The organism is Paenibacillus sp. NPDC055715 (assembly GCF_053617595.1).
This window is the reverse complement of record NZ_JBSHGA010000012.1, coordinates 61,721-74,357: the sequence shown is the minus strand read 5'-3', so window position 1 is coordinate 74,357 and position 12,637 is coordinate 61,721. Positions and strand designations below refer to the sequence as shown.

Here is a 12,637-nt window from a genome sequence, read left to right as displayed (position 1 = left end):
GTAATAAGGGGGAATTAAAATGAAATATGTAATCGCTCTGGTGGGACTGCTCGTTGTGTTTGCACTTACTTACGTTGCCAGCAGTGACAAACGTAAAATCAGGTATCGTCCGCTAGTGGTTATGGTTGTTTTGCAGGCAGCGCTGGCTTATGTATTACTGAATACAAAGATTGGTGAAATTCTGGTCAAAGGTTTTGCAAAAGGGTTTAATAGTCTGATTGGATACGCTATGGAAGGGATTAACTTTGTATTCGGCGGAATTGCGAATGAAGGGGCTGCGCCATTTTTCATCGGTGTACTGCTGCCGATCGTGTTCATATCCGTGCTGATTGGGATTTTGCAATATGTAAAAGTGTTACCTTTTATCATTAAATATATCGGGCTCGTCTTGAGCAAAGTAAACGGAATGGGTAAACTGGAATCCTACAACGCTGTAGCTTCGGCTATTCTGGGTCAATCCGAGGTGTTTATTTCTGTTAAAAAGCAAATTGGTTTCCTGCCAAAGCATCGACTGTATACGCTGTGTGCGTCTGCGATGTCTACGGTGTCTATGTCGATTGTGGGAGCCTACATGCAAATGTTGAACCCCAAATATGTGGTTACTGCTTTGGTATTGAACCTGTTCGGCGGCTTTATTATCTCTTCGATTATTAATCCGTACAAGATTGAAAAGGAAGACGATTTGCTGGAGGTTCAGGAGGAAGAAAAGCAGTCCTTCTTCGAAATGCTCGGGGAGTATATTATGGACGGTTTCAAAGTCGCAATTACGGTAGCTGCGATGCTGATCGGTTTTGTGGCGCTGATTGCCATGGTTAACGGGATTTTCTCCTGGTTGTTTGGAATCAGTTTTCAATCATTGCTTGGTTATGTGTTTGCTCCTTTTGCCTTTGTCATGGGTATTCCATGGAGTGAAGCAGTTCGGGCAGGCAGCATTATGGCCACCAAGCTCGTATCCAACGAATTTGTGGCGATGCTGGATCTGACCAAGCAAACGGGCTTGTCGGAGCGCACGGTCGGGATCGTATCGGTATTCCTCGTATCTTTTGCAAACTTCTCGTCCATCGGTATCATTTCCGGTGCTGTGAAGGGGCTGCATGAGAAGCAGGGGAATGTGGTGGCCCGTTTTGGTCTGAAGCTGTTGTACGGCGCGACGCTGGTTAGCGTGCTGTCGGCAATTATTGCAGGGTTGTTTTTGTAAAAAAAACAGCGAGTTAGGAAAGGAATTTCATCATGTCTAAATTCAAACGGATTCACTTGGTTGTCATGGACTCTGTGGGGATCGGCGAAGCGCCGGATGCTGCCCAGTTTGATGATTACGATGTAGATACACTGGGTCATATTGCCCGCGAACGTGGTGGTCTGAACATGCCGAATATGGGTGAGCTCGGTTTGTCGAACATTCGTTCCATAGAAGGGGTGCAAGCGGCGGAGAAGCCGCTCGCGTATTACACTAAAATGCAGGAAGCGTCCAACGGCAAGGATACAATGACAGGACATTGGGAAATCATGGGCTTGAATATTGCGGTTCCTTTTCGCGTATTCCCCGATGGCTTTCCGGATGAGCTGATTCAGCGCATTGAGGAGCATACGGGCCGCAAAATCATTGGCAACAAGCCAGCCAGCGGAACGGAAATCATTGATGAACTGGGCGAGGAACATGTGAAAACAGGAGCGCTCATCATCTATACATCGGCGGATTCGGTGCTGCAAATTGCGGCGCATGAGGAAGTTGTACCTTTGAAGGAGCTTTATGAGATTTGCGAGTTCTGCCGTAAAATCACGCTGGAAGACCCGTACATGCTGGGCCGGATTATTGCGCGTCCGTTCGTAGGTGAGGCGGGAAACTTCTCCCGTACCTCCAATCGCCATGATTATGCGCTCAAGCCGTTTGGTCGTACCACGATGAACGAGTTGAAGGATGCAGGTCTGGATGTGATCGCATTGGGTAAAATCTCCGACATTTATGACGGCGAGGGTGTGACGAAAGCAGTGCGCACCGTGTCCAATATGGACGGCATGGATAAGCTGGTGGCTACGCTGGATGAAGATTTTACCGGATTAAGCTTCTTGAACCTGGTCGACTTTGACGCTGTATACGGTCACCGCCGTGATCCGCTAGGATATGGTCAGGCTTTGGATGATTATGATGCCCGTCTGCCGGAGGTATTCGCTAAAATGACGGATGAAGATCTGTTGATTATCACCGCAGACCATGGGAATGACCCGACGTATCGGGGAACGGATCATACCCGCGAATATGTGCCTTTGCTGGTGTATTCCCCACGTTTTGCAGCTGGAGGCAAGGAGCTTGCGGTACGTAAAACGTTTGCGGATATTGGAGCTACGGTAGCGGATAACTTTGGTGTGAAGCTGCCTGAACACGGAACGAGCTTTTTGGCAGAACTTCAATAATCAGGACGCAAGCAAGAATACAAGGAAGATCATAAGTAACGATATAAGCACGGACAAATGGGACGGAGGAATAAAAACATGAGTGTACACATTGGAGCCAAGCCAGGAGAGATTGCGGAAACGATTTTGCTGCCAGGAGACCCGCTGCGGGCGAAATTTATTGCTGAAACCTATCTGGAAGACGTGACCTGCTACAACGAGGTGCGCGGAATGCTCGGATTTACGGGAACGTATCAGGGTAAACGCCTGTCTGTACAGGGAACCGGAATGGGGCTACCGTCTATCAGTATTTATGTCAATGAACTGATTAGTGAGTACGGTGTGAAAAACTTGTTCCGCGTGGGTACATGCGGAGGAATGAAGGAGCATGTGCATGTTCGTGACGTGATTTTGGCACAGGCATCCTGTACGGATTCCGGCATGAACCGCCATATCTTTGGTGGCTATGATTATTCGCCGATTGCCAGCTTCCCCTTGTTGAAGGGCGCTTATGATCGCGGTGTTGCCAAGGGCTTGAAGATGCATGTGGGTAACGTATTCACCTCGGACAGCTTTTACCGTGATGACAAATCAGTAGTACAAAAGCTGATGGAATACGGCGTGCTGGGCGTGGAGATGGAAACTTCGGCTTTATATACGCTGGCAGCCAAGTTTGGCGTAAACGCACTGACGATTCTAACGGTAAGCGATCATTTGCTGACGGGTGAAGAAACGACAGCGGAAGAACGGCAAACGACCTTTAAAGAAATGATGGAAGTTGCCCTGGATACAGCAATATCCCTGTAAACAGCAATATCTCTGTTCACGATCATACGCACAGTGAGGAGAAATGACATATGAGAATGGTAGACTTGATCGAGAAAAAGCGCGATGGAAAAGAACTTACCACTGAGGAAATTAATTTTATTATCCAAGGTTACACTCAAGGTGAAATTCCTGACTATCAGGTCAGTGCATTGGCGATGTCCATTTTCTTCAAAGATATGACCGAGCGGGAACGTGCTGATTTGACGATGGCAATGGTTCATTCAGGGGATACGATTGATCTGTCCGCAATTGAAGGTGTAAAGGTAGATAAGCACTCCACTGGCGGTGTAGGCGATACGACAACGCTGGTACTGGCTCCACTCGTAGCGGCTTTGGACATTCCAGTAGCGAAAATGTCAGGTCGCGGTCTCGGACATACCGGGGGAACAATTGACAAGCTGGAGGCAATTGCCGGCTTCCACGTAGAAATCAGCAAGGATGAGTTCGTGGATCTGGTCAATCGCAGCAAAATTGCGGTAGTCGGACAAAGCGGCAACCTGACGCCTGCGGACAAAAAGCTGTATGCCTTGCGTGACGTTACGGCGACGGTAAATTCGATTCCGCTGATTGCCAGCTCGATTATGAGTAAAAAAATCGCTGCCGGTTCCGATGCTATCGTGCTCGATGTAAAAACAGGTGCAGGCGCGTTTATGAAAACGGTAGAAGATGCCCAAAAACTGGCACATGCGATGGTAAGCATCGGTAACAATGTGGGTCGCAAAACGATGGCAGTCATTTCCGATATGAGTCAGCCGCTGGGGCTGGCCATCGGTAACTCGCTGGAAGTCAAAGAAGCGATTGATACACTGCGCGGTGAAGGGCCAAAGGATCTGGAAGAGCTGTGTATGGCCTTGGGCAGTCAGATGGTATTTTTGGCTGGCAAAGCCAATTCCCTCGAAGACGCCGAAGAGAAGCTCAAAGAAGTCATTCGCAACGGCAAAGCGCTGGAGAAATTTAAAGAGTTTATTGCAAACCAGGGTGGTGACGCTTCGGTTGTGGATCATCCAGAACGCTTGCCACAAGCACAGTATCTCATTGAAGTGCCTGCGAAGCAGGATGGTGTGGTGGCTGAAATCGTAGCTGACGAAATCGGTACCGCTGCGATGCTGCTTGGAGCAGGACGCGCAACCAAGGAATCCGAGATTGATCTGGCTGTCGGCCTGATGCTGAACAAAAAGGTCGGCGATGCTGTAAAAGTGGGCGATTCACTGGTTACCATCCATGCGAACCGTGAAGATGTGGCCCAAGTGCTGGAAAAAATATACGCCAATATCCGTATTGCGGATCACGCGGAAGCGCCTGTGCTGATCTACGGAACGGTGACAGAGTAAACCGTATTCATAAAGTCGTAATTAATACCATGGTTATCGAGCCGGAGGTCCCCAGTTTAGGGGCTCCCGGCTTTTTTGTTGTTCTCGTTCTCGACAATTGCGAGAAAGGGATACGATGCGGCCTCAGTCCCGTAACACGCTGAACGTACAAGCTGCTATTACGTATGAATGATAGAGCGCTATCGTGTGGATGTCTTTGATCAAGTTTGTAAAATATTACAGATGGACTCATAATGGATATGAGTACGGCTTTTTTATGAAGGAGGAAACCAAATGGTGGAGAAATGGGTTTGGATGGGGGTTGCGGGGGCGATCGTGGTTTATGCCACTTCTGCCAGCTTATCGACGACCACGCATACTACATCAACGGCGAGTGAGGCGCACCCGGCTGCTCTGTTAAGTGTGCAGAATGAGCAAGGGGGCGCAACGAAGCGTATTGTACATGATCAGACTACGCAATTTGGGGGAGAGGGAGGAATGCTCTTTAGGTTTGAAGAGGGACGAAAGTTGTATGTGAGTATCAAGAATACGGGGAAGCAGTCTATACAGTACAAGATTACATCCTCGGCTACCTCTAGCTTGCAAGGTCAAACGGAGGGACTTTCCAGCCGAAGATTACAGCCGGGAGAACGGCATGATCTGTTGTTTATGAAGCCGGAGGGGCAGAATGGGGCTGGAAGCCAATCTTCCAACGAGCTGTTTTTAGATGTAGTAACTGAAGATGGCTCCACAGGTTCAATCAAAACCTTCGCCTATATCACGCTGTAAGCCCCCTCCATATGTGCACGACATGCGGTCATTAGCCTACTTATGTTACAATAGAACGATTGAAGACTTAATGAACAGAATAGGTCAGAGCAGAAAGGATGACCCGTTGTGCCCAAAACCCAAGATTACGGTAATCAGAAAATGTCACGGAGGCTGTCACTCATAGCCATTTTACTTACACTTACATTCATAGCTCTCGCTGGCTGCGGTCAGGATAAGAATGCTGAAACCGTCGAGATCAAAAGCGACACAAGTGCGATAGAGAATGGAACTAATGCGGATCGTAGTGGTTCAGCCCAAAATGAAAAAGTAGCGAAAGAGGGACAGAATGCGGAAAACAACGGAAGTGACGTGAAAAAGTCAAGTCCATCGGCCCCGGCTACTTCATCGGATGCTTCACAGGATGCTTCTTCTTCCCCAGAATCCGTCAATCCATCCCACAATCCTTTTGAGGTAGCAGGTATTCAGGACCCTAATGCGTTTTTAAACACATTCAAAGCATTACAGAAGGCTGTTGCTGACAATGACAAGGAGAAGGTGGCTAATTACATTTTCTACCCTCTGCGTGTCAATGATAGCGAAAAGGAGCTAACGATTTCGAACAAGAAAGAGTTCATTGCCAAGTACGATCAGATGTTTACGGACGCAATTCGTGAAGCGTTGGTGAATCAAAAGACAGACGACTTGTTTGTCAATTATCAGGGAGTCATGGTTGGCTCGGGCGAGCTGTGGTTGAGAAGAGATACAGACAATCCGAAGCTTTTTGGAGTTTTTTCCGTCAATCTCGAAACGGTCGCTAATTAAGCAGTCGGGAACATGCTAATGTTCCTGACTTTTATCCCCTCTGATCCCCTCAAGCAAGCCAAGCACAGATCATCCATGCCAAAAAAAGATTTGACAATGCTCGTAAACTCTCGTATTATATCTACATAACTCATTAAACAGGTAGGAATTATGCAATTAAAGTATGATCTCGCCATTATGGCGGAGAACCTCTAGGAACAGCAGGCAGACACTGTCCACGCGACAGGTTTGACCTATCAGGGCTGGGCTGCATCAGAGAATTCTCCGCTTTTTTTGAATATGTATGTAAATAACAGGCGTAAATGAATTTGTTTCCACAAATTACATAGAATTAGGGGTGTCTTGATGAAAGGGAAATGAAAAAGTGGACTTATTCTCGGACTATCTTTGGTTCTGACGATGACGTTAAGTGCTTGCGGAGCAAGCAAGGGGGAAACAAAGGCGAAAGGTAGCTCTGCTGCTGATTCCAAGGATGTGGAACTGCTCAATGTTTCTTATGATCCGACCCGTGAGCTGTATGAGGCGTATAACAAGGCGTTTGCCACCCACTGGGAGAAGGAGAAAGGGCAGAAGGTCACGATTAAGCAATCTCATGGAGGATCTGGCAAACAAAGCCGTTCTGTGCAGGATGGGCTGGATGGGGACGTAGTTACTTTGGCTCTGGGCTACGATATTGATGCGCTACAGGAAAAAGGGTTGATTAAAGAAGGATGGCAAAATAAAAATGAGCATAACAGCTCTCCATACACTTCAACGATCGTGCTGTTGGTACGTAAGGGCAATCCGAAAGGAATTAAGGACTGGGACGATCTGATCCGCGGCGATGTGCAGGTCATTACGCCGAATCCCAAGACATCGGGTGGAGCCCGCTGGAACTACCTGGCGGCATGGGCCTATGCGCTCAAGAAAAACAACAACGATGAAGCTAAAGCCCAGCAGTTTGTACAGGAACTGTATAAGCATGTGCCGGTACTCGACAGCGGTGCGCGTGGAGCGACAACGACCTTTGTAGAGCGCGGGATTGGTGACGTGCTGATCGCTTGGGAGAATGAAGCGCTGCTTTCCGTGAAGGAGCTGGGTACGGATAAATTCGATATCGTGTATCCGTCGATCAGCATTTTGGCCGAACCTCCGGTAGCGGTGGTCGATAAGGTTGTGGATAAAAAAGGTACACGCGAGGTAGCAGATGCGTACTTGAAATATTTGTACAGCGAAGAGGGGCAAACCATTGCTGCCGAGAACTATTATCGTCCAACGCTGGATAGCGTAAAGGCGAAGTTCAAGGATCAATTTCCCGAGCTGGAGATGGTGACCTTGAAGGATGTATTCGGAACGTGGAAGGAGACGCAGCAAAAGCATTTTAGCGACAAGGGCATCTTTGACCAAATTTATGTACCTGGAAGTTAATGAATTGCAGAGAGGGATGGACAGAACATGAGCCAAGTGCAAGTCACCCGAAAACGCGTACTTCCCGGGTTCGGGTTAACGATGGGATATAGTGTGCTGTACCTCAGTCTGGTGGTACTGTTGCCTTTATCGGCGCTGCTTCTGAACTCAACCGGACTGACGTGGGAGAAGTTTTGGGATGTGGCGACTGACGTCAGGGTACTGGCTTCTTACAAGGTAAGTTTTTTGTGCGCTGCGGCTGCGGCGCTGATCGATCTGTTCCTCGGTCTGCTGATCGCTTGGGTGCTGGTACGTTATGAGTTTCCAGGAAAACGGATCTTTGATGCGGTGATTGATCTGCCCTTTGCTTTACCCACGGCGGTTGCGGGTGTTGCTTTGACGGCTCTATATGCGCAAAATGGCTGGATCGGCTCGTTGTTTGAACCGCTTGGCTGGAAGATGGCATACTCGCAGACGGGCATTACGCTCGCGCTCATGTTTATCGGCATCCCGTTCGTCGTGCGGACAGTCCAGCCGGTGCTCGAGGAGCTGGACAAGGACGAGGAGGAGGTCGCTGCTACGCTGGGAGCGAGCAGATGGCGCACCTTCCGCAGCGTTATTGTGCCGGAGCTCGTGCCGCCGCTGCTGACAGGTTTTGCGCTCGCCTTTGCCCGTGGCATCGGGGAGTACGGCTCAGTCGTCTTCATTTCCGGCAATATGCCGATGAAGACCGAGATCGCTCCGTTGCTCATTATGTCCAAGCTGGAGCAAAATGACTATGCAGGAGCTACGGCGGTAGCCTTGATGCTGTTGGTCATTTCATTCCTGCTGCTGCTCGTGATTAACAGCATTCAGCGCTGGTCGCGGCGGCGTACCGTCTAACGTTATCACGCAGGACAGTATGCGCTTTGTTCACACGATAGCGGTACATCCGCTGTTTAAGGAGGAAGAAACATCATGTCACAAGCGATAACCAGACAGGAGCTTATCCATGCACCTGTGCCTTCATCTGCACCGCCCAACAGGGTCACAACCGAAGCCCCTTGGGTGAAGTGGTCGCTGATCGGTGCCGCTTTTCTGGCTTTGCTGTGGGTGCTGGTACTGCCGCTGATCGTCGTACTTACCGAAGCCCTCAAGCAGGGCTGGAGCGTATATGTTGAAGCGTTACGCGACCCGGACGCCATGTCGGCGCTGCGGCTAACGCTGCTGGTAGCAGCCATAACGGTACCTCTGAATACAGTATTTGGCGTAGCGGCCGCCTGGCTGATTACAAAGTTTCAATTTCGCGGCAAGGGCTTGCTGGTCACCTTGATTGATTTGCCCTTTGCCATCTCTCCTGTCGTCGGTGGATTGATGTATGTGCTAGTATTCGGCGCACAGGGCTGGCTTGGTCCGTGGCTGGATGAGCATGATATCCAAATTATTTTTGCCTTGCCGAGCATTATATTGGCGACGCTGTTCATCACGTTTCCTTTTGTAGCGCGGGAGCTGATTCCGCTAATGGAGGATCAGGGACAGCAGGAGGAAGAAGCAGCGGTCACGCTGGGCGCACGCGGCTGGCGTATTTTCTGGAAGGTGACGCTACCGAACATCAAATGGGGCCTGCTGTATGGCATTATTTTGTGTAATGCGAGAGCCATGGGTGAATTTGGGGCGGTGTCCGTTGTCTCAGGACATATTCGTGGAGAAACGAACACACTGCCCCTGCATGTGGAAATTTTGTACAACGAATATCAGTTCTCGGCATCCTTTGCGGTGGCTTCGCTGCTGTTGTTGCTGGCTCTCGCCACCTTGGTGCTTAAAAGCTGGTTTGGACGCAAACGGGTTCACTAATGAAACGAAGGAACGTGCTCGATCCCACAGGGCCTCTCTTCGCGTCTATCGTCTATGTTCGGCGATAAGATGGAAGGGAGGCTCTTGTTCTAAGATGGCTTTTATTTAAATGACGGATTGTCAAGCCACGTGGGACAGTTCCTCTAAAAAGGATTCGTGATCCGTTTTCCATCCCAAACCTTTTCCAAGGCTTCATCCGTGATTTGGGCGAAATCCGTCCCTTTGGGAAAGAACTCTCGCAGCAAGCCATTGGCATTCTCATTAGAGCCGCGCTGCCAGGAAGAGTAAGGATCAGCAAAGTAGACCTGAATGCCATGCGTAGCTTCCAGGCTGGCATAACAGGCAAACTTCTTGCCTCGGTCAGCGGTAGCGGTCTGAAAGGCTCCGGTTTGCTGCGTTCGATTAGGCTAAGATGAGTGTAGCTCATGGTGGATTCTCCTTGTGTAAATGGGGCGTGAGAACCTTCATTCTACACGAATCCGGCCATGGGCCCTTTGTTTATTGATTTCCAGTAGGTGTCGCCCTTCCTATTACAATCCGTTATGTCCTGAATCGCGTTTAAGTTGTTGACCTCCCATATAATTAGACATATACTTTGATTAAACAAATTTTGGTTTAAAAGGTAATGGAAAAGTCACCATCATTTGATGGAGGGGGTGTCCATTTGGAAAAAAACACCACGATTCGCGCAGAAATAGAAAAGTATATTCAAAGTGAAGGCATTTCGATGCAATGTTTCGCAGATGCTTCCAAGATAAATCCGGGTACACTTAGCGGCATACTTAACCGGAATCCACCACGGCCGATCTCAGTCAATCAGCTTGATCTGATTACCGAGGCGATGGGTTTGGAAGAAGGGTCTTTATTCGAGATGTATGTGGATGAATGTTTTATTCATTCCTTACCACACTGGAGGAGGTTGCGTCCGTTTCTTCTCCGTTGCTCAGAGTTGAACAAGCTGGACTGTATACGCAGTGTGCTTGGCTATTTGATGGACGATTTATCAAACATTTCGGCTATTTTTGAAACCGCAGAAGCGATGTTTGAGGTCGACAGATATGAAGCCGCCATGCTTCTGTACAATTGCGTCATCGAGAGTGAGAAATATACACACTCCGAGCGGTTGGCGATCAGCTATTTCCGCATATTCCAGATTAAGATCAAGGATAACAAACGGAGCTTGAAGGCTGCTGTACAATTTCATTTGTATCGTAGTCGTCTGCCGGAAACTTATGCATTGGAAGGCTTACATATGCTATCTCAAGTGTTTGCGTTAAAAATGCAATGGTCCGAGATGGAAATGTATGCGGACGAGCTGCGAGAATTGGCTCAGGCGTTATACCGCAATCGGAACCGCTTTGGAGATGAGCATCTGGAGTTGCTCAAACCGCTTGTCTACTATTATGCACAGGGTCATCTGCTCAAGGCCAGCTGCTATGAGTTTCAGGGCAGGTATGAGGAATCCAAGAAATGGATTGATGGGTATGCAGATTTGAGCTGGTTTGAAGGATTGGACGAGGAAGGCCGGAAAGTAGTAGATATGCATCGTGTGTATGCTCAAGGTAATCGGCTTTGTATCGAAATTAAAATGGGCAATACCTCTGCAATTTATGAATATATTACGTATTTGCGCGAGCATCCGGGCGAGACGCTGGAAGGCTTGAACACGCTGCTGGAATCAGCGAACAGGTTCGGTTATTTTGTGGATGCCGAGCTTGGACTATTCAGTCAGCAACTCAAGAGCTTCTGGGAGCTTGCCCCGAATCAATGGGACACTCACTACCGCAAGCATTTTAATGCATTCCGCTTCGCCTCCTTTTGTAAGGTGTATGCCGAATATCATTTTCGGAAGGGTGATTATGCGGAGGGACTGGGGCAAACAATGCACTGCTTACAGTTGTCTGTGAACAATAGTTATACGGAGTATATTATCGGTTGCATGGCTTTGTTTGAGCAGCACCGGAATTTTGCTTCCTCGGAACAGCAGCAGTTGTATCAAAGCCTTTGTTTGGGCGTACGGGAAAATGAAAAAAACCATGCCTATGATCACAGTACCGGTGGGTATTTGTAATTCTAACTTTCATTCAAACTCTTCATATAACACGTTCTTGTGACTTTTATCATAGGAAGAACGCATTGCGCGTTGACAAGTTTCGCATGCGGAAATAGGATAAATGCAGCAGTAAGTGAAGGAGAGCATGTGAAAATGACGGTTCCCAAAACATTAACAATAGCCGGCTCCGACACCAGTGGCGGTGCGGGTATTCAGGCAGACCTGAAAACCTTTCAGGAGCTTGGCGTATATGGCATGACTGTATTGACCACCGTAGTTGCGATGGGACCTAAAACTTGGGACCATCTTGTATATCCTGTTGCGTTGGATGTGGTAGAAGCGCAGCTGCGTACTGTATTGGAAGGTATTGGTTTTGATGCGATGAAGACCGGTATGCTTGGCTCCGTTGATATTATCGAGCTGGTTGCCAGCCATTTGAAAAAGCATGATCTGAAGTGGATCGTAATTGACCCGGTTATGGTCTGCAAAGGTACGGATGAAGTGCTGCAGCCGGAAAATACAGAAGCGATGCTGGAATTTCTGATCCCGGGCGCTGATCTGGTAACGCCGAATTTATTCGAGGCTTCGCAATTGGCGAAGAACGGACCGATCACGACGGTGGAACAGATGCAGGAAGCGGCAGCGATTATCCATGAGCGCGGTGCGAAGCACGTGCTGATCAAGGACCGTGGCAAAATCCGCGCAGGTAAAGTGATGGATCTGCTTTATGACGGAATCACCTTCGACTGGTTCGAGGCGGATGTTGTGAAAACAAGCTTCACCCATGGTGCAGGCTGCACAACTTCGGCAGCGGTAACGGCTGGCTTGGCCCAAGGGCTGACCGTACGTGAAGCGGTGGATCAGGCCAAAAAATTCATTACACAGGCGATTGCAGGCGGCTTCAAGCTGAACGAATTCGTTGGTCCGACTTTGCATGCGGCACATCGCTTGCAAAATCAGTAAAACATGAATGCACTTATAAAATCATGATTTTGCAAAATTCGATCCCAGTCGCTCCAAAGTGCAATATATAGACGAACTAGATCATTTCGATCCATACATTGTTCATGCGAAGTCGCTTATTGGATTTTTGCAAACTCCTCAAATGCCTGCATTAGGCAGTGCATCTACGATATTTAGCGTTAGGCTAGCGTCTTGAGCCGCAATACAGGGTATTGCGGCTTTTATTTTGTATTTTTTTGGAATTCCACCTTCCAGTTTTGTCTATTCGTACTGTATAATA

The 12,637-nt window shown here is 48.5% G+C and carries 11 protein-coding genes and 1 pseudogene; 11 read left to right on the top strand and 1 reads right to left on the bottom strand.

Features of this window, described 5'->3' with window-relative positions:
* Positions 1–19: 19 nt before the first annotated feature.
* From ACWGOO_RS18210 to cysW, 9 genes are all read left to right on the top strand, one after another.
* Positions 20–1,198, top strand: a complete 1,179-nt coding sequence (locus tag ACWGOO_RS18210; RefSeq protein ID WP_452485703.1) for a NupC/NupG family nucleoside CNT transporter — start codon at positions 20–22, stop codon at positions 1,196–1,198.
* Between the two features lie 32 nt (positions 1,199–1,230).
* Complete coding sequence (gene deoB / locus ACWGOO_RS18205; RefSeq protein ID WP_452485701.1) at positions 1,231–2,412, top strand: phosphopentomutase; 1,182 nt, start codon at positions 1,231–1,233, stop codon at positions 2,410–2,412.
* A gap of 78 nt (positions 2,413–2,490) precedes the next feature.
* Positions 2,491–3,198, top strand: coding sequence for a purine-nucleoside phosphorylase (deoD, locus tag ACWGOO_RS18200; RefSeq protein WP_354452403.1), 708 nt, complete (start codon positions 2,491–2,493; stop codon positions 3,196–3,198).
* A gap of 50 nt (positions 3,199–3,248) precedes the next feature.
* On the top strand, positions 3,249–4,550 hold the full coding sequence (locus ACWGOO_RS18195) for a pyrimidine-nucleoside phosphorylase (RefSeq protein ID WP_452485699.1): 1,302 nt from the start codon (positions 3,249–3,251) through the stop codon (positions 4,548–4,550).
* Positions 4,551–4,823: 273 nt separating this feature from the next.
* Entirely contained in the window at positions 4,824–5,318 is a 495-nt protein-coding gene (locus tag ACWGOO_RS18190; protein WP_452485697.1) for a hypothetical protein, read from the top strand.
* 108 nt (positions 5,319–5,426) lie between these two features.
* Positions 5,427–6,122 (top strand): hypothetical protein, encoded by a 696-nt coding sequence (locus ACWGOO_RS18185; RefSeq protein ID WP_452485695.1) that lies wholly within the window; start codon positions 5,427–5,429, stop codon positions 6,120–6,122.
* A 399-nt stretch (positions 6,123–6,521) separates the two neighbouring features.
* Positions 6,522–7,529, top strand: coding sequence for a sulfate ABC transporter substrate-binding protein (locus ACWGOO_RS18180; protein WP_452485693.1), 1,008 nt, complete (start codon positions 6,522–6,524; stop codon positions 7,527–7,529).
* A gap of 27 nt (positions 7,530–7,556) precedes the next feature.
* A complete protein-coding gene (cysT, locus tag ACWGOO_RS18175; RefSeq protein WP_452485692.1) occupies positions 7,557–8,390 on the top strand; it encodes a sulfate ABC transporter permease subunit CysT in 834 nt (277 codons plus the stop codon).
* Between the two features lie 75 nt (positions 8,391–8,465).
* Positions 8,466–9,341 (top strand): sulfate ABC transporter permease subunit CysW, encoded by an 876-nt coding sequence (cysW, locus tag ACWGOO_RS18170; RefSeq protein WP_452485690.1) that lies wholly within the window; start codon positions 8,466–8,468, stop codon positions 9,339–9,341.
* Positions 9,342–9,511: 170 nt separating this feature from the next.
* On the opposite strand, the pseudogene ACWGOO_RS18165 reads toward cysW, so the two are convergent.
* A pseudogene (locus ACWGOO_RS18165) lies at positions 9,512–9,727 on the bottom strand (IS30 family transposase); the annotation flags it as partial.
* A 278-nt stretch (positions 9,728–10,005) separates the two neighbouring features.
* Here ACWGOO_RS18165 and ACWGOO_RS18160 point away from each other — a divergent pair.
* Positions 10,006–11,412, top strand: a complete 1,407-nt coding sequence (locus tag ACWGOO_RS18160; RefSeq protein WP_452485688.1) for a DNA-binding protein — start codon at positions 10,006–10,008, stop codon at positions 11,410–11,412.
* A gap of 135 nt (positions 11,413–11,547) precedes the next feature.
* Positions 11,548–12,357, top strand: a complete 810-nt coding sequence (gene thiD, locus ACWGOO_RS18155; RefSeq protein ID WP_452485686.1) for a bifunctional hydroxymethylpyrimidine kinase/phosphomethylpyrimidine kinase — start codon at positions 11,548–11,550, stop codon at positions 12,355–12,357.
* The last annotated feature ends 280 nt before the right edge of the window (positions 12,358–12,637 follow it).